General features: G+C 68.0%; 16 protein-coding genes. 9 read left to right on the forward strand and 7 right to left on the reverse strand.

The genetic code is table 11. The annotated features are described in order from the left end of the window. Positions 1 to 15: 15 nt before the first annotated feature. The 7 genes from ACFQ9K_RS16475 to ACFQ9K_RS16505 all read right to left on the reverse strand — a co-directional run bounded on the left by ACFQ9K_RS16475 (position 16) and on the right by ACFQ9K_RS16505 (position 5,011). A complete protein-coding gene (locus ACFQ9K_RS16475) occupies positions 16 to 252 on the reverse strand; it encodes a hypothetical protein (RefSeq protein ID WP_378726145.1) in 237 nt (78 codons plus the stop codon). Further along, on the reverse strand, positions 249 to 752 hold the full coding sequence (locus ACFQ9K_RS16480; RefSeq protein WP_378726147.1) for a hypothetical protein: 504 nt from the start codon (positions 750 to 752) through the stop codon (positions 249 to 251). Before ACFQ9K_RS16480 ends, ACFQ9K_RS16475 begins: the two co-directional genes overlap by 4 nt. Positions 753 to 783: 31 nt before the next feature. Then, positions 784 to 2,178 (reverse strand): hypothetical protein, encoded by a 1,395-nt coding sequence (locus tag ACFQ9K_RS16485; RefSeq protein WP_378726149.1) that lies wholly within the window; start codon positions 2,176 to 2,178, stop codon positions 784 to 786. Further along, positions 2,175 to 2,462 (reverse strand): hypothetical protein, encoded by a 288-nt coding sequence (locus ACFQ9K_RS16490; RefSeq protein WP_378726151.1) that lies wholly within the window; start codon positions 2,460 to 2,462, stop codon positions 2,175 to 2,177. The genes ACFQ9K_RS16485 and ACFQ9K_RS16490 overlap by 4 nt, the downstream gene beginning before the upstream one ends. Before the next feature lie 244 nt (positions 2,463 to 2,706). Beyond that, positions 2,707 to 3,174, reverse strand: a complete 468-nt coding sequence (locus ACFQ9K_RS16495; protein ID WP_378726154.1) for a VOC family protein — start codon at positions 3,172 to 3,174, stop codon at positions 2,707 to 2,709. Positions 3,175 to 3,290: 116 nt separating this feature from the next. Further along, positions 3,291 to 4,121, reverse strand: coding sequence for an alpha/beta hydrolase (locus ACFQ9K_RS16500; RefSeq protein WP_378726156.1), 831 nt, complete (start codon positions 4,119 to 4,121; stop codon positions 3,291 to 3,293). 326 nt (positions 4,122 to 4,447) lie between these two features. Continuing rightward, positions 4,448 to 5,011 (reverse strand): hypothetical protein, encoded by a 564-nt coding sequence (locus ACFQ9K_RS16505; protein WP_378983286.1) that lies wholly within the window; start codon positions 5,009 to 5,011, stop codon positions 4,448 to 4,450. Here ACFQ9K_RS16505 and ACFQ9K_RS16510 point away from each other — a divergent pair. From ACFQ9K_RS16510 to ACFQ9K_RS16550, 9 genes are all read left to right on the forward strand, one after another. Further along, entirely contained in the window at positions 5,004 to 5,447 is a 444-nt protein-coding gene (locus tag ACFQ9K_RS16510; protein WP_378983288.1) for a hypothetical protein, read from the forward strand. The two genes, ACFQ9K_RS16505 and ACFQ9K_RS16510, sit on opposite strands and share 8 nt — an antisense overlap. 351 nt (positions 5,448 to 5,798) lie before the next feature. Next, on the forward strand, positions 5,799 to 6,944 hold the full coding sequence (locus ACFQ9K_RS16515) for an MFS transporter (protein WP_378720665.1): 1,146 nt from the start codon (positions 5,799 to 5,801) through the stop codon (positions 6,942 to 6,944). Between the two features lie 40 nt (positions 6,945 to 6,984). Beyond that, positions 6,985 to 8,220, forward strand: a complete 1,236-nt coding sequence (locus ACFQ9K_RS16520) for an aminotransferase class I/II-fold pyridoxal phosphate-dependent enzyme (protein WP_378720666.1) — start codon at positions 6,985 to 6,987, stop codon at positions 8,218 to 8,220. After that, complete coding sequence (locus tag ACFQ9K_RS16525; protein WP_378720667.1) at positions 8,217 to 9,782, forward strand: carboxyl transferase domain-containing protein; 1,566 nt, start codon at positions 8,217 to 8,219, stop codon at positions 9,780 to 9,782. Before ACFQ9K_RS16520 ends, ACFQ9K_RS16525 begins: the two co-directional genes overlap by 4 nt. Continuing rightward, positions 9,779 to 11,719 carry a biotin carboxylase N-terminal domain-containing protein gene (locus tag ACFQ9K_RS16530; RefSeq protein ID WP_378720668.1) on the forward strand — a complete coding sequence of 647 codons (1,941 nt, stop codon included), beginning with the start codon at positions 9,779 to 9,781 and terminating at the stop codon, positions 11,717 to 11,719. The genes ACFQ9K_RS16525 and ACFQ9K_RS16530 overlap by 4 nt, the downstream gene beginning before the upstream one ends. Further along, on the forward strand, positions 11,719 to 13,353 hold the full coding sequence (locus tag ACFQ9K_RS16535; protein WP_378720669.1) for an ABC transporter substrate-binding protein: 1,635 nt from the start codon (positions 11,719 to 11,721) through the stop codon (positions 13,351 to 13,353). The genes ACFQ9K_RS16530 and ACFQ9K_RS16535 overlap by 1 nt, the downstream gene beginning before the upstream one ends. A gap of 30 nt (positions 13,354 to 13,383) precedes the next feature. Then, positions 13,384 to 14,391, forward strand: a complete 1,008-nt coding sequence (locus ACFQ9K_RS16540; protein WP_378720670.1) for an ABC transporter permease — start codon at positions 13,384 to 13,386, stop codon at positions 14,389 to 14,391. Further along, positions 14,388 to 15,254 carry an ABC transporter permease gene (locus tag ACFQ9K_RS16545; protein WP_378720671.1) on the forward strand — a complete coding sequence of 289 codons (867 nt, stop codon included), beginning with the start codon at positions 14,388 to 14,390 and terminating at the stop codon, positions 15,252 to 15,254. The genes ACFQ9K_RS16540 and ACFQ9K_RS16545 overlap by 4 nt, the downstream gene beginning before the upstream one ends. Next, positions 15,251 to 16,906, forward strand: coding sequence for a dipeptide ABC transporter ATP-binding protein (locus ACFQ9K_RS16550; RefSeq protein ID WP_378720672.1), 1,656 nt, complete (start codon positions 15,251 to 15,253; stop codon positions 16,904 to 16,906). The genes ACFQ9K_RS16545 and ACFQ9K_RS16550 overlap by 4 nt, the downstream gene beginning before the upstream one ends. Positions 16,907 to 16,928: the final 22 nt, after the last annotated feature.

The following is a 16,928-nucleotide window of genomic DNA, read 5'->3' on the forward strand; positions in this document are numbered from 1 at the left end:
TCGCGGGCCGCTGCGTCAGCGCAACAACCGATACAGCAGCCACAGCGCCAGCGCGACCGGCGTCAGGACCGCGGTCAACAGGATTCCGGCGAACACTCCGTAGCCGTGCGGATCGAAGGCCAGGCCGGTGGCACTGCGCACCGCCTCGCCGACGAGCAGCGCGATCACCCCGACGGTAAGCACAAACGCGCCGAGCACGACCCGGCGCAGCACCGTCCGCAGCACACCCGTCGCGCTGCGCGGCTCCCTCACTTCGGGTCGGGCGTGCAGACGGTCAGGAACGACTTCTGGTTCTCCCGTTGAACTTCCGTGGCGTCCATCCAGCCGCGCGGGCCGAACAGATAACTCCCGGACGGATGCTGGGCCGACTCGCGCAGAATCTGACCCACATCCACCCTGGCGCCATTTGCCTCCGGCCCGTCCACGGAAAAGTTGAGCGAGCCGGCCCTGGTCCAGTCGTAGCCGGCCGGCAGTGGTTTCTGGACCTGCAACGGCCCCTCGCCGGCGACCCCGCCCGCGGTGCGCAGCAGGTCCATCCGCTCGACCGGCACTCCCGGCAGCGGCGCGGTCCATCTCTGCTCCGTGCTCTGCTCGGTGCCGGAGTCGAAGATCAACGTCAGCCCGGTGACGCCGGCGCACGGGGTGCCCGTCCACAACTTCAGGACACCGTCGTCCACCCGGAACCCGGCCGCAGGCGGCAGCGACGGCGCGAACTGCGCCTTGCTATCGCACGCCGCGGTCACCGCCGCCACAAGCAGAGCGGCACAGGCGACTCGCGGCCACCTAATACCCACCATCGGAAAGCCCCGCGTCTTCCTCGGTCTCGTTGCCGCCGGTGAGCTGCTCCCACGCATAAGAGGTGATGAAGCTCGTATAGCCTTCGCGTGCCCACTGCTGGGAGTGGCGCTCCTCGTGGTGCAGATACCGGTCCAGGTCGAGCTTGCCCCGGTAGGGGCCCTGGTCGTTTTCGTACCACGCGTGGCCCGACCGCGCCACCTCCCTGATCTGCTGCGCCGGATCCTTCGCGTCATCGATGTTGAGCATGAACGTGTCGCCCCAGGTCGTTCCGCCGTTTCGGCTGAACTGGTCCTGGATCAGGTTTCCGCCAAGGCCCATCATCATGCCGTTCGGCGTGGTCACCAGCCGCCCGCCGTTGCCGTGCACGAACCCGACGTCTTCGTCGTAGCTCCAGTCGTTCTTCTGCTGCCGTTCGGTGATGCGCCGCAGTTCCGCGGAGCTGTACGGGGTCGGCGCGAAGTCGGTCGGGTGGCCCTTTCCGTAGTCGGTGCCCGCGTTCAAGATGTAGGTCATCCGCACCGCTTTGGCCGCGTCGTCCCCGCTGATGTTGGTCGGCAGCAGGAAGAACGACTTGAAGATCCCGTCGCCGTCCTCGTCCTCGCGGATCTCTTCGAGCCCCTCGAGGATCTTGAAATCGGCAGGCGTGATGTGGTGTTCGGCGATGATCTGCTTGATCGTGTCGAGCGAAACGCCCCGGCGCACCGCGTTTTCCAGCCACTGCCGGTAGTAGCCGGACACCGGCGGCCCGGTCAGCAGCCCGGCGTCGCGCAGCGCCTGCTCCATCTCGGCCACCTGGGCGTCGATCTCCCCACCCTTCCTGGCGTCGTCGAGGGTGGTCGCGCCGTGGTCGCTGATCTTGCGGTCCTGCGCGAGCTGCATCACCCCGGCCAGGCCGGCGTCGATATTGTGCGCCGTGGTGAGTATCGCCTTGGTCTCGGTGATCAGCTGTTGCCGGATGGTCTCCCGGTGCCGCCGGGTCTCGGCGCGATCCTCGGCCTCGGTGCGCGACTTCGGTGGGGGATCGGGCGGCCGGTTGTCCACGATCGCGCCGTCGGCGGCGATGCCGAATTGGTAGGTATCGGCGAGGGCGTCGTTATTGGTGACCCGGTTCTTCAGTGCGGTCACGTCGTCCGAAACATCTTGCAGCGCACGGTCGACCGCGGACAGCTCGGCGATGATGATCTCGGCGTTGTTCCGGGTGACCCCCAACGAATCGCGTGCCTTGTCGCTCGCCGGGCCGTGCCATCGCGGCAGTCGTCTGGCGTCGTCCAGTTCATCCTGCAGCCCGATGAGTTTGTCCCGCCGCCCGCGCAGGTTGGTGGCCGTGGTGTCGAGCGCACCCGCATCCCACTTGCGGACATCGTGGTAGCTGATGGTCATGGCCCGAACGCGCTTTCGGCTTCTTTTTCATTGTCTTCGTACAACTGTGCGGCCGAGGCGACCGTCCCGCTCCACTTGCCGATCTCGTCGGCCCACCCCTTGGCCCGCTCGTTGAACGTCGTCGCCAGCTTGGGTGCCTTCGTTGCCGCGTCCCCACCCGGCAACGCGGTCGCGATCGCATCCAGGCCGGTACCCGGGTCCACCACCTTGGCCTGGTTCTCGGCGGACCCCGCCGCCTTGGCCGCGTCGCGCAACTGGCTGATCTCGACCTCGAACCCGCTCACCGTCCGCGATTCCGATCCTCGTGACCGGCCTGCATCTGTTCTTCTGACACCGAATTCTCCCCGGGCGCACCGTCGCTGGGTTCGGTGCGTAGACGCCGATGGTATCGCCCATCGAGATCCACCTCTGCCCCAGATTCCGGGGGCTCGGGGCAGGCATTTCCTCAAAGACGTTCTGCCGGAGGACTTCTGCGGACCGTGACGGTGCCGGTGGGGGCGCGCCACTGGCGCACCCCCAGTCGAACGATCAGGCCGGCGCGTACTCGGTCGCGACATCGACGATCCAGGTGACGCCGAAGCGATCGGTGAGCATCCCGAAGGCGGGCGCCCACGGGGCGGGGCCGAACGGCTCGATCACGATCGCGTCCTCGGCCAGGCCCGCCCACACCGGGGTCACCTCGTCGACGCTCGGGCCCCGGACCGACAGGAAGAACCGCTCGTCGGTGATCGTGGTGCCGTTCTCCCGCCGCGTGCTCGGCACACGCGGCGCCGCGGGTCCGGCCTGGCCGGGCACGTCATAGGCCATCACCCGAAAGCCGTTGTCCGCGACAACCTGGCCGAACACGACATGCTGCGCGCCGGGCGCCCCGGCGGGCATGCCGAAGTCGGCATACGTGGCAACAGTGAGTTCCCCGCCGAACACCGACCGGTAGAACTCGAGTGCTTCGCGAGCCTCGCCGTGGAAGTTCAGATGAGCAACAGCGTTGAGCGACATGATGTTCCGGTCCTTCACGAGTGGTTTCGCCCCCGGAGACTTCCGGCGACGAACTCACGATGTCACCAGTAGCGGTCAGGATGTGTCCGCTATTCGTGGCGGGTCCGGAATCGTGCCTACCTGTGCGACAGGACGGTCGAGTTCACCCAGTCGCGTACCGCGGCTTGGTAGTCGGCGGTGTTCGGCGCCAGATTGACCGAGTGCCCGCTGTTCGGGAGGACGAACGCGCGCAGGCGGGCGGCGGGGTTGTAGTACGGCGCCTCCTCGGCCGCCAGGGTGGCGGTGTTGGCACAGGCGTTGCGGCACAATCGATCCGAGCTTCCGTTCACCACCAGCACCGGGACGTCGATGGTGTCGGTGACGGGCGGCACGGTGGACGTCAGGCCGTCGGGATACTCGGTCAGCGCGAAGACGTCCTTCGTCGCCTCGTCGGTGGCGATCACCTGGGGGTCGTCGCCCGCGCCGTGGAAATCGGCGGCGCGCGTTCCCGGCCGCGTCGTCTGATAACCGGGGTCGTAGCCCTGCCCCGCGAACTTGGGATCCGCCTCGGCCGCCTGATAGGTGGCCACGACGGCGGTCACGCCGACCGCGTCCAGGCTGTGCGAAAAGCCGGTGAGCAGAACGCCATCCACGTCGTGATGGGTGCTCGCCTCGTTGACGGCGATCCCGGAACTGAGCGAGTGCCCGCCGGTAATGATCTTGCTGAACGCCTGCCCGCCCAGCTGCCCCTGGCGCAGGGCGCCGACCAGTCCGTGCAGGGCGGTCACCGAGGTGGTCGCGGTCAGCAGCGCGCTCGGCGGCCTGCTGCTGGCGCCGGTGCCGAACCGATCCACGACCAGCGTCGCGTAGCCGGCGTTGTTCATCGCCCGCCGGAAATTATAGGTTTCCGGCTGATACGGGAAATCCCAGTAGGTGTGGTTGTAGTTCGACCCTGGCATCAACACCATGACGGTGCTCGTCGCGGCGCTCGGCAGACACAGGGTCGCGGCGAGGTTTCCCAATGGGGGCTGCGGGAAGGAAATGGTCGAGCAGCCGCCCGGTGGAACGGGTTGCTCGGCATGCGCTACCGCGGGTGTGAAAAGCAGAATCGTGGACGCGACAATTGTTCGAATGGTGAATCGCATGACCGGGATCTCCGCTCGACGGAACACGGGAAGGCATGTGCGGCATTCGAACTCGGGAGCGTCGAGATACGCGACAGCCCTATTTCCACGTCAGAGTGCGGTATCGAGGTGGAGCAGATCGATACCGCACGTCCAGCTGACTGCGATTGTTACTGCGCCTGGCCCAGTCCGAGTTCCGGGAGCAGGGTGAAGGCCCCCGGTGCGCTGGGTGCCGCGGGCTGAGGTGCCTGCTGTGCCTTTCCTGGTGTGATGGCGGTCGTGGTGAAGATCGGCGCCGGTGACGGGTAACACGACACCGGAACGTTCACCGCGAACGGACCCGCCTGCGCGTTGACGACCATGGTCAAGCCCGGGTTGGTATAGCTGGTGCCGGCCAGCGTGGTCGTGATCGAGCCCGAATTGCCCGCCTTCACATTGACCGTCAGCGCAGGCAGCGTGAACGTCGAGCCGCCGGGGAGCCGGTCGGTCACCTTGATCGCGGCGTTGCCGCCGCTGGTGTCGATCGTGGCGTGGACGGTGCCGCCGGACAGGGTCGAGGACACGTAGGTGGAATTGGTCGGGAAGGGCGCGATCAGCTTCAGATCACGCACGTAATTGATCTTGTACCCACCCTGATTGGCCGGGATCTGCCCCTGCCCGGCGACCAGGTTGATGGCCACCGCCGAACCGGGCGGCGTGGTGGCCGGTGCCGTGCCGGTGACCTGCATGGCCATCGTGGATTCCTGCGGGGCGCCGATCGGCGGCTTGGCCTGGCACTGGAAATTGACGGTCACCGGATCTGCCGAGGCAGGCCCCGCCAGCAGCGCGGGCGCGAGCGCCAGCGCGGAAAGCGCCGCAATTGTGGATATGCGAGCAGATTTTGCCGAAGGTATTTTCATTGCCGTTCCTCGTGAATATTTCGGGCGCACGGACGGCCGCAATGTGCCGGACGTGGCAGCGAGCAGTGAAATGTCTAACCAGTCATCCGAAATTTGGATGCTTCTGATTGGTACAATGATTATGTGCAGAATGCCTTGCCAGATGAAGCAGGCTGACTGGGGAATTGACTGGGGAATGTCACGGGAGTGTTTACGGTATAGAAAACCGACCGTACCGCTGCGCGAACTCCTACCGCGGTGGATCGGTCCAGTTCGCGCGACCGCCCGGTAGCCGCGGTGCGCGGCCCTGCGGTCGGAGACCTTCCGTAGTCCGAGGTGATCTCCCTGAACGCGGGTGGCCCCAGGATTCGGGGGCTTGACGGACGCCGTGCCGAACCAATAGTCGGATGCGCGAAACCCGCTGGGCCGCAAAGCCTTCCGGCAGAATCAAGCGGATTTTAACCCTCGCACCCGCGCATCCGGCCAGGGTATCCATATCTTCGAATCCGAAATCGGACGATCGACGTTGTCTGCCGGGCTTCGACCGACCTGCGGCGCAACTCTATTGAGTAGGGGGACTGAATTGGCTGTGCGGCAGGAATCCGGGAGCGTTGTATCCCCGCCGGTAGGAAACCGATCCATCGTGCTGACCGCGTGTAGCGCGGTCGCGGCGGCGCAGATGGCGACCACCATCTATCTCCCGAGCATGCCCGCGCTGGGCGCCGATATCGGGGCCGGTGACGCGACCCTGCAACTGTCGGTGGCGGTCTTCGTGGTGTTCGCCGCGTTGCCGGTGGTCGCCTGGGGCCGCGCGGCGGAACGATTCGGGCGCGTGCCCGCGTTCGTCGCCGCGGGACTGTGCTTCATCCTGGCCAGCGCGGGCCTCGCGCTGATCACCAACGCGGCGGAACTGCTCGGGCTGCGGGTGGTGCAGGCGATCGGCGCGGGCGGCATCGCCGTCGTCGCCCGGATGATGATCAAGGACCTGTTCTCGGGCGCCGAACTCGCGCGCCAACTTTCGCTGCTGTCGATGGCGTTCGTCGTCGCGCTCGGCGGCGGTCAGGTGGTCGGCGGCGTGCTTACCTCGACCATCGGGTGGCGGTACGGCTTCGTGGCGTTGGCCGTGCTCGCCGCGGTGCCGGTAGCGCTCGCCCTGCGGGTCTCGCTGCCGAAGCCGGAGCCGAAGGCCCCGGCCAGGGGCACGGTACGCAGGCTGATCGGCGATCGGGTCTTCGTCGCCAGCGCGGTCGCCGGCGGCATCGGGTTCGCCGTGATCGTCATGATCCAGCAGAAGTCGGCGTTCATCTTCACCGACCGATTCTCGTTGCAGCCGTGGGTATTCGGCCTCTTCGGCGGGCTGTACGGCGCGGCCTACCTGGCGGGCGCCACCTACGTGCGGCACACCGTCCGCCGCGTCGGCGCGCGCGCCATGATGCGGCAGGGCGCGTGGATCATGCTCGCCGGGTGCGTGCTCATCACCCTGGTCTGGATCGTCGATGCCCCGCGGGCGATCGCCCTTCCGGTCTTTCTCGCCGGCTACATCGCGACCACCTTCGGCCAGGCGACGCTGTTCCCCAACAGTGCCGCGCACGCGGTCAGCCACCTGGTCTCCGGCGCCGCGATCGCGGTCACCTGGTGCGCGCTGATCCAGCAGGGCCTGGCCGGCGTCGCCTCGCTGGCCGGTCCGTCCCTGACCGGGCTGCTCGCCTGGTCCATCGTCATCACGCTGCTCGCCGGAGTGAACGTACTCGTCGTGGCGGCACCGGAAAGGCCCGCCACTACTTCCTGATCCACCGATAGACGCGCACGCCAACAAAGGAACAAGGGGAATGGTTATCCATCAATTCGCCAATGTCCGTCGGCAGTTGCAACTGAGCAACTCCTTCTGGGACGATAGCGCAGCTCACGGCCTGGTCGACATCGTCGCGGCGGACATGCGCGACGGACACGTGCACGACCGGGACGGCCGCACGATCATCAACTTCTCGTCCTACTCCTACCTGGGCCTGGACAGTGACCCGCGCATCGTCGCTGGCGCCCACCGGGGACTCGACGAGACCGCGACGATCAATTCCTCCATCTCGCGCATGCGAATTCGGCTCGCACTGCTGGAGGAGGCCGAGCAACGCCTGTCGCAGACCTTCGGCGCCGAGGCGGTCACGGTCTCGTCCTGCGCCGCCGCGGCCTGGGCGACCCTGCCGCTGCTGGCCTCCGGCGAGCTCACCGACGGCCATCCGCCGCTGGTCGTCTTCGACAAGAACGCGCACTTCTGTCTGAACGCGATGAAGCCGCTCGTCGCCGACGAGACCGAGCTGATCACCATCGCGCACAACGACATCGCCGCCCTGGAAGAGTTGTGCCGCAAGCACTCGCACGTCGCCTACATCGCCGACGGCGTCTACAGCACCGGCGGTGGAGCGCCGCTGGACGAGCTGTTCCGCCTCCAGGACCAGTACGGGCTGTTCCTGTACTTCGATGAGGCGCACGGCATTTCGACCCTGGGCCCGCGGGGGCGGGGATATGTCCTCGGCGCCTATCCGGGCTGGCGGGAGAGGACCCTCGTAATCGCCTCGCTCAACAAGGGTTTCGGCGCCAGCGGCGGGGTCATCTTCTTCGGCGCGCTCGGCGACGACACCCTGAAGAACACCCTGCTGCGCACCAGCGGCCCGCTGATGTGGTCACAGCGGGTCAACACGGCCGGCCTCGGCGCCATCGTCGCGGCCTGCGACCTGCACGACGACGGCACGGTCGACGAACGGCAACTGGCGCTGCAGGAGCGGATTCGGCTCTTCGACTCGCTGGTCGACACCGAGCTGGCCGGCGACGGCCTGCCCATCCGGTTCGTCAGCATCGGCCAGGAGGACACCACCATCGCCGTGGCCAGGGACATGCTCGGCGCCGGCTTCTACACCTCGCCCGTCTTCTTCCCGATCATCCGCCGCGGCAGCGCAGGCCTGCGCCTCATGCTGCGAGCTGATCTGGAGCCCAGCACGATTCGTCGATTCGCCGACACCCTGAACGCGAGTCTCGCCGCACATCAGGATCGAGCGGAGCTACCGGCATGACCGTAACCGTCGAGCACGACACCGGATTCGAAGCGCAGCGCCGACTTCTGCGCCAGCACAACGCGGGCATCGTCGCGCCGCGCCGCCGCACCGGCGACGCCAAACTGCCGGTCCGGGAACGGGTGAACCGCATTCTGGACCCGGGAACACCGTTCCTGGAGATCGGCAGGCTGGCCGCGCACGAGGTGTACGACACCGACCTGCCCGCCGCCGCGCTCATCGTCGGGATCGGCAGCATCCACGGCCGCCCCTGCATGGTCTTCGCCAACGACCCGCACGTCAAAGGCGGGACCTACTACCCGCTCACGATCAAGAAGCAGCTGCGCGGCCAGAAATTGGCCCGCGAGTACCGCCTGCCGTGCGTCTACCTCGCCGACTCGGGCGGCATCTATCTGCCCTTGCAGGAGGAGATCTTCCCCGACGAGGAACACCTGGGAAAGATGTTCCGCAACATCGCGGAGATGTCCGCGCTCGGCCTGCCGCAGATCTCCGCCGTGCTCGGAATCTGCACCGCCGGAGGCGCTTACATCCCTGCGATGAGCGACGAGACCGTCATGGTCAAAGACCTCAGCACGGTCTTCCTCGGCGGCCCGCAACTGGTCGAGGCCGCCACCGGCATCAAGGTCGACGCGCAGACCCTCGGCGGCACCGACCTGCACGTGCGCGAGACCGCCGTCGCGGATCACCTGGCGGTGAACGAGGTGGAAGCGCTGGCGATGGTGCGCGACATCATCGCGCGCACACCGGGTGACCAGGTGCGCCCGCCGTCCTTCGCGGCGCTCGAGCCGGCCGACGATCCGGCGCGGCTGCCCGAGCTGATCCCGGCCACCACGAAGAAGGAGATGAACGTCCGCGCGATCCTGCGCTGCATCGTCGACGCCACCTCGTGGACGGAGTACCGCAAGGACTACGGCATCACCATGGTCTGCGCGACCGCGCGCATCGCCGGATACGAGGTCGGAATCATCGCGAACCAGGGGGTGATCTTCCCCGACAGCGCGCTCAAGGCGACCAACTTCATCCAGATCTGCAACCAACGCCGAATCCCATTGCTGTTCGTGCACAACGTGAGTGGCTTCATGGTCGGCGAGCAATACGAGCGCGCGGGCATCACCAAACACGGCGCGAAGATGGTCAACGCCGTCTCCTGCGCGACCGTGCCCAAGATCTCGCTGGTGATCGGCGGCAGCTTCGGCGCGGCCAACTTCGCCATGTCCGGCCGCTCGATGGGCGGCCAGTTCATGGCCATGTGGCCGAACGCCCGCTCCACCGGCGTCGGCGGCGAGCAGGCGGCCGCGGTGATGGCAATTCTCAAGCGCGACAAGCTCCGTCGCGAGGGCAAGGAACTGAGCGCGGAAGCGGAGGCGGCGATCAAGCAGCCGATCATCGACAGCTTCGAAAAGCAATCGCACCCGGCGTATATCGCCGCCCGGATGTGGGTCGACGCGGTCGTCGAGCCCGAGGACACCCGCGCCTGGCTGGCCCAGTGCCTGTCCCTGGCGCACGAACGCTGGGACCGGCCACAGCCGGCCGCCGGCACCTTCGGGGTGTTCCGGCTGTGATCAACACGCTGCTCATCGCGAATCGCGGCGAGGTCGCGGCGCGGATCGCGCGGACCTGCCGCCGGCTCGGCATCGGCTACGTCACCGTCAGCGTCGACGAGGATCGCGACCTGACCTATCACGACGGCGCGGTCGCCACCGTGCGACTGCCCGCCGCCGGCAGCCACCTCGACGGTGCCGCCCTGGTGCGCGCGGCCATCGAAACGGGTTGTGACGCAGTGCATCCCGGTTACGGATTTCTCTCCGAGAACGCCGAGTTCGCCCGCGCGGTGCGGTCCGCCGGATTGGTCTTCGTCGGACCGAGCTCCCGGGTGATCGAGACCATGGCCGACAAGGCCTCCGCGCTGACCGTGATGGCCGACGCCGGCGTCCCGGTGCTGCCCGGCACCAGGGAGGCCAGCGGCGACCTGGACGCGCTGGCCCGCGCGGCCGAGGACATCGGCTATCCGCTCATCGTCAAACCGGCCGGTGGCGGCGGTGGCAAGGGCATGTCCGTGGTGCGCTCGCCGGCCGAACTGCGCGAGTCGCTCGCCTCCGCCACCCGGACCGCGACCGCGGCCTTCGCCGACGGCCGCCTGCACCTGGAACGCTACGTCGAGCACGCGCGCCACCTCGAGGTGCAGGTGTTCGGCGACGAATTCGGCAGCGTCGTACACCTTTTCGACCGCGACTGCTCACTGCAGCGGCGCCACCAGAAGGTGATCGAGGAGGCGCCCGCCCCGCGCATCCCGGACGCCATCCGCGCCCGGATATTCGATGCCACGGTGCGCGGTGCGCAGGCGCTGAACTACGTCGGTGCGGGCACGTTCGAGTACCTGCTGGTGGGCGAGGAGTTCTTCTTCATCGAGATGAACACGCGGCTCCAGGTCGAGCACACGGTCACCGAGGAGATCACCGGCATCGACCTGGTGGACTGGCAACTTCGGGTCGCGTCGGGCGAGCCGCTGCCCGCCACCCAGGACCAGATCGCCTACTCGGGCGCCTCGGTTCAGGTGCGGATGTACGCGGAGGACCCGTTCCGGGCCTTCCTGCCGTGCCCGGGTGCGCTCGAAGTGACGCACTGGCCCGACATCCGGATCGAGCGCGCCTTCGATCGGCACCTGACCGTCACCGGCGGATTCGACCCGATGATCGCCAAACTCATCGCCACCGCCGCCACCCGCGACGAGGCGCTCGCCGCCGCCCGGCAGGCGTGCACCGATCTGCGCTGGACCGGCATCTCCACCAACCTCGGCTTCGTCGCCCAGGTCCTCGGTTCGCCGATCCTGGCGGCCGTCGAACACGACACCGCCTACCTGGACCGCATCGACCCGACCGCGGCGTTCGCGGATCCAGATCTGTTGGGCGCCTACGCCGTTGCCGCGGCGTTGACCGCGCCCGATCGCGCGACGCCGTGGTCGGCAGGCGCACCCACCGGCGACCGCGCACTGCTCGATCCCGCCGATCATGACCTCGGCAGCATCGACCTGTCGGTCGACGGGCGACCGTTCACCGTCCGGGTCAGCGGCTACGACGGCGAGGCGGTGCGGGTCCGCGCGGACACCGCCGAGCGCGGCGTCGTCTGCGTGCGCACCGGCGGCGACACGATTTCGGTCGGCTCGACCCCGTGTGTGGTCCGCCGCGCGGGGGAGGCCTGGGCCATCCAGGTCGCGGGCGTCGCCCGGGAAGTCCGGTACGCCGAGTACCGGTCGTTCGGCGCCACCGCGCTCGATCCCGAGATCCGTTCGCCGATGCCGGGCACGGTCGTCCGGCTGCACGTCGAATCGGGTGTGCAGGTCGAAAAGGGCCAGCTGCTCGGCGTGGTCGAGGCCATGAAGATGGAGCACGAGCTGACCGCGACCCATTCCGGAATCGTCACCGTGACCGCGGCGGAAGGCGCGGTCATCACCACCGATCAACCACTGTTTCTCATCGAAGATAGGAGCGCCGCACTGTGATGCGGACTCGACGACTGGCCGGCGCCCTCCTGCTGGCCACGGCCCTGCTGGCGACCGCGTGCGGCGGCTCGGACACCACGGCGGGCAGCTCGGCGCAACCGAAGAGCGGCGGCTCGCTGACCTGGGGTGTGGAGACCGAGCCGACCACGCTCAATCCGCACCTCAACGGTCAGAGCAACACCAGGATGTTGCTGCGCAACACCTTCGAGACGCTGCTGGCTCGCACCCAGGACGGGGGCTACGTCCCCTGGCTGGCCACCGGGCACGAGGTGTCGCCCGACGGGCTGACCTACACCTTCACCCTGCGCGAGGGAGTGAAGTTCACCGACGGCAATCCGCTGACCGCGGCCGCGGTGGCGCGCAACTTCACCACCATGCAGGACGTGGCCTATTCCGGCGGATTCTCCTCCGGCCCGCTGTCGAACCTCGGCGCGGTGACCGCACGGGACGAGCGAACGGTCGTCTTCACCCTGAAGAACCTGTACGCGCCGTTCCTCGACTTCGCCTCCGGCTTCGACATCATCTCCCCGGCCGCGTTCGACAAGCCCCAGCTCAAGGCCGGTGGACCGGAGATCGCGGGCACCGGTCCGTTCATCCTCGATCGCTACGTCAAGGGTCAGGAACTGCACTTCAGGAAGAACCCGGACTACAACTGGGCGCCGCAGAACGCCGCCCATCAGGGCCCGGCCTACCTCGACGAGCTGACCTACCGGTTCCTGCCCGAGTCGTCGGTGCGCACCGGCGCGCTCACCTCCGGCCAGGTCGACCTCATCGAAGGCGTGTCCGGCAACGACGCGTCGCTGTTCCAGGACGATTCCGACTACACCTACCAGCACTCGCTGAACAACGGCAGCCCGTACACGCTGTACTGGAACGCCACCTTCGGTCCGGCCGCGGACGAGAAAGTCCGTAAGGCACTGAACAATTCGGTCGACGTCGACGCGGTGCTGAAGTCGATCTATCGCGGTCAGCGCACCCGGGGCTGGGGGATCGCCTCCAGCGTCGACACGCTGTTCTACGACAAGAGCATCGAAGGCGCCTACGGCCCGAACAAGGACACCGCCAACCGGCTGCTCGACGAAGCGGGCTGGACGGCAAAGGATTCCGACGGATTCCGGACCAAGAACGGTCAGCGCCTGACCATCGATCTGGTCCAGGCCCAGTCCACCGTCCGCGATCAGCGCGAGGTGCTGTTGCAGGCGGTCCAGGCGCAGGCCAAGCAGAACGCGGGCATCGATCTGAAGGTCTCCTACGTCGATCTCGGCACCTACGCCGAACTGCGCAAGAACAACACCTTCGGTTCGATCGCCAACTCCGACACCCTCACCGGGGGCATCGACATCGAAAACCACTGGTACCCGCCGAATTCGAAGGGCACGCTCAATTACAGCCGGGCCGGCGATCCCGAACTGTCCGGCTGGCTCCAGGCCGCAGCCGCGACGATCGACAACGGTGAACGGGCCAAGCAGTACGCACAGCTGCAACGATTCGCACTCGTGGACAAGGCCTATGGGCTGCCGCTCTACATTCCGGAGAACCAGATCGCGGCCGCCGCGCACGTGCACGGCGCGGGTTTCCGCCCCTACAAACAACTTCCGGAGAACGCCTACGACGTCTGGATCGATCGTGGGTGACGCGGTGCGTGACGAACCGGTGTGGTGTCGATGACCCTCGACATCGCCGCACCGCCGGCCGTGGCCATCGCCGAGGGCAGTCCACCCGACGCACGGGTCAGGATCGCGAAACGCGTACTGCTGCGGTTGCTCTCGGGCGTGGGCGTGCTGTGGGGCGCGGCCACCCTGTCCTTCGTCGGCGTGCGGCTGGCGCCGGGTGACACGGTCGACGTGTTGCTCGGCGAGCAGCCGCGCACGCCGGAGATCGAGGCGGCCATCCGCGCCGAATGGGGGCTCGACAGTCCCGCGATCGTGCAGTACACCAGGTACCTGTGGCACGTGGCGCACGGCGACTTCGGGCGCTCCTATGTTCTGCAACGGCCGGTCTCGGAGGTGATCGGCTCGCAGGCCGGGCCGACACTGGCGCTCACCGGGGCCGCGTTGCTGGTCGCGGTGGTGTTCGCGGTGCTCGTCGCGACGACCACCGCGCGGCGCCGGCGTGCCCGCGCCGTCGCGAATGCGGTTGAGCTGGCTTTGATCTCGACGCCGGCGTTCTGGCTCGGCATCGTGCTGCTTTCGGTGTTCAGCTTCCAGTTGAAGATCTTTCCGGTGGCCGCCAACAAGGGACTGTCCGCCCTGGTGCTGCCCGCGTTCGCGCTCGGTCTCTCGCTCGGCGCGGTCATCTCCCAGGTGCTGCGGGACGGGTTGGAGCGGGCGCTCGACGAGCCGTTCGCGGTGACCGTGCGCTCCTGGTCGGTGAGCGAGACCGAGCTGCGCCTGCGGCACGGGCTGCGTCACGCCGCACTGCCCGCCGTGACCCTGACCGGCTGGCTGGTCGGCGGGTTGCTGGGCGGGGCGGTGATCATCGAAGAGGTCTTCGGCCGCCCCGGCCTCGGCCGGGTGACCGTGGATGCCGTACTGGCACAGGATCTTCCGGTGGTGCTCGCGGTCGCGATTCTGTCCGCGCTGGTCTACGTGGTGATCAGCACGCTGGTCGATCTGCTGTACCTGTGGCTCGACCCGCGACTTCGGCGGGACTCCAGCGGAGGCGGGGCATGACGACGTTCGGTGTTTCCCGCCCGGCCATCCACCGAATCGCCACGCGGGCAAGAAAGTTCGAGGTGCCGCCGGGCGTCGTCGTGGCGGCGGTGACGGTAATCCTGGTCGCCATCGCGGTGATTGCGCCCGCCGTGCTGGCCGGGGACGATCCGCTGGCCGCCGATCCCCTTGCCGCCCAGCTCTCGCCGAGCCCGCAGCACTGGTTCGGCACCGACCATCTCGGCCGCGATGTCTTCACCCGGGTGGTCCACGGCGCGCGCTACTCGCTGCTCATCGGGGTCACCGCCGTCGCGATCGCGGTGGTGGCCGGCACGGCGCTCGGCCTGCTGTCCGGGTTGGCCCGCGGGCTGCTCGACGAGCTGATCACCCGGTTCCTCGACGTGGTCTCGGCCTTCCCCGATCTGCTGCTCGCGCTGGTCCTGATCTCGTTCACCGGGCCGGGGACCACCAACCTGATCTTCGCGCTCGGCATCGCCTCGATTCCCCGGTTCGCCCGGGTGGTGCGCGCCCAGACACTCGTCGTCCAGGAGTCCGGGTACGTCGAGCAGGCCAGGACCTTCGGCCTCACCCGGGCCACGCTGGTGCGCAGGCACGTGCTGCCGCACGCGGTCGCTCAGGTACCGATCCTGGCCACCATCGGCCTCGGCACCGCGATCCTCGGCGCGGCCGGACTGAGCTTCCTGGGAATGGGACCGCAACCCCCGGAACCGGAATGGGGAGCGATGCTCGCCGAGGGGCGCAACTATCTGCGCAACGCCTGGTGGATCGCGGTACTGCCCGGTGTGGCGGTCACCGCCACCGTCATCGCGGTGAGTTCGCTCGGGCGGCATTGGCAACGGCACTACGACGGGAGGCCCTCATGAGCCTGGTCTCGATCACCAACCTGCGCATCGGGTTTCCGGCGAAGGCGGGCGGCCGCGAGGTGGTGCACGGCATCGATCTGCGGATCGAGCCTGGTGAGGTCGTCGCGCTGGTCGGCGAGTCGGGTTCCGGGAAGTCGGTGACCGCGCGCGCTCTGCTCGGGCTGTCCGGATCCGGGGCCGCGGTCCGCGCGGACAGTTTCGAGCTGTTCGGGCAGGACGCGCGGGCGTATCGCGAGCGGCAGTGGCGGCGGATCCGCGGCTCCGATATCGGGTTCGTCCTCCAGGACGCGCTCGTGTCCCTCGATCCGCTGTGCACGGTCGGCGCGACCCTCGCGGAAGCCCAACGCGCGCTGACCGATCTGCGCGGGCCCGCGCGCACCGCGCGCAGCGTGCGGCTGCTCACCGATGTGGGTGTCCCCGAACCCGAGCGGCGATTGCGGCAGTACCCGCACGAACTCTCCGGCGGCCTGCGCCAGCGGGTGCTGATCGCGACGGCGATCGCGGGCGATCCCCGCTTGATCATCGCCGACGAGCCGACCACGGCCCTCGATGTCACTGTGCAGCAACAGATTCTGGAGTTGCTCCGGCAGCGCAAGGCGGCGGGCAACGCGCTGCTGCTGATCAGCCATGATCTCGCGGTGGTCGCGGAGCTGGCCGATCGCGTGCTGGTCATGAAGGACGGAACGGTCGTCGAGCAGGGGAGTGCCCACGACGTGCTGACCCGGCCGACGCACGGCTACACGAAGCGCTTGCTGGCCGCCGTCCCCTCGGCCGATTCCCGCGGTACCGCACTGTCCATCCCGGACGGTCCGTCCGACCTCGACCTGCACGATCGCACACCACTACCGCCGCGCACGGTGGACGAGACCCGGATCGTGTTGTCCGTTCAGAACCTTCGCAAAACCTACGGCACCGGCCCGGCCGCCCGCACCGTGGTCGACAACGTCAACTTCGACCTGTTCGCCGGCGAGACCCTCGGCATCGTCGGCGAGTCCGGCTCCGGCAAGACGACCACCGCGCGCCTCGCGTTGCGCCTCGTCGCGCCGACCGCGGGCCGCGTCGTCGTCGACGGCGAACCGTGGAGCGAATACTCCGACAAGGAACTGCGCCGCCACCGCGGCACCGCCCAATTGATCGCCCAGGACCCGCTGAGTTCCTTCGACCCCCGTTACACCGTCGAACGCATCATCGGCGAAAGCCTTGACACCGTGGACATTCGAGGCCGCGACCGGGCGACCCGCGTCCGCGAGGTCCTCGACGCGGTCCAACTGACCCCCGACTTCCTCGACCGCCACCCCCGCACCCTCTCCGGCGGCCAACGCCAACGCGTAGCCATCGCCCGCGCCATCGCCCCCCGCCCCGCCCTGCTCGTCGCCGACGAACCGGTCTCCGCCCTGGACGTCTCCGTCCAAGCCCAAATCCTCGACCTCCTCGCCACCCTCCAAGCCCAATCCGGCACCGCCCTACTCCTGATCTCCCACGACCTAGGCGTAATCCACCACACCGCCGACCGCGTAGTCGTCATGAAAGACGGCCGCATCGTCGAATCCGGCGATGTAGAAACAGTTTTCAACACACCCCAAGACGACTACACCCGCCGCCTCATCTCCTCGGTTCCCGAACTCCCCGGCGCGCAGCGGTCGCGGTCATGAATTCGGATTCGGTTGCCGTGTG

Source organism: Nocardia sp. NPDC056564 (genome assembly GCF_042793755.1).
In the GTDB taxonomy this organism is placed as follows: Bacteria; Actinomycetota; Actinomycetes; order Mycobacteriales; family Mycobacteriaceae; genus Nocardia.

Bases quoted from the DNA above. Each gene is read 5' to 3' on its own strand.
- ACFQ9K_RS16485 (WP_378726149.1), bottom strand. From the start codon at position 2,178: ATGACCATCAGCTACCACGATGTCCGCAAGTGGGATGCGGGTGCGCTC.
- ACFQ9K_RS16495 (WP_378726154.1), bottom strand. From the start codon at position 3,174: ATGTCGCTCAACGCTGTTGCTCATCTGAACTTCCACGGCGAGGCTCGC.
- ACFQ9K_RS16500 (WP_378726156.1), bottom strand. From the start codon at position 4,121: ATGGTGTTGATGCCAGGGTCGAACTACAACCACACCTACTGGGATTTC.
- ACFQ9K_RS16510 (WP_378983288.1), top strand. From the start codon at position 5,004: ATGGCCATCGTGGATTCCTGCGGGGCGCCGATCGGCGGCTTGGCCTGG.
- ACFQ9K_RS16505 (WP_378983286.1), bottom strand. From the start codon at position 5,011: ATGGCCATGCAGGTCACCGGCACGGCACCGGCCACCACGCCGCCCGGT.
- ACFQ9K_RS16520 (WP_378720666.1), top strand. From the start codon at position 6,985: ATGGTTATCCATCAATTCGCCAATGTCCGTCGGCAGTTGCAACTGAGC.
- ACFQ9K_RS16525 (WP_378720667.1), top strand. From the start codon at position 8,217: ATGACCGTAACCGTCGAGCACGACACCGGATTCGAAGCGCAGCGCCGA.
- ACFQ9K_RS16535 (WP_378720669.1), top strand. From the start codon at position 11,719: ATGCGGACTCGACGACTGGCCGGCGCCCTCCTGCTGGCCACGGCCCTG.
- ACFQ9K_RS16540 (WP_378720670.1), top strand. From the start codon at position 13,384: ATGACCCTCGACATCGCCGCACCGCCGGCCGTGGCCATCGCCGAGGGC.
- ACFQ9K_RS16545 (WP_378720671.1), top strand. From the start codon at position 14,388: ATGACGACGTTCGGTGTTTCCCGCCCGGCCATCCACCGAATCGCCACG.
- ACFQ9K_RS16550 (WP_378720672.1), top strand. From the start codon at position 15,251: ATGAGCCTGGTCTCGATCACCAACCTGCGCATCGGGTTTCCGGCGAAG.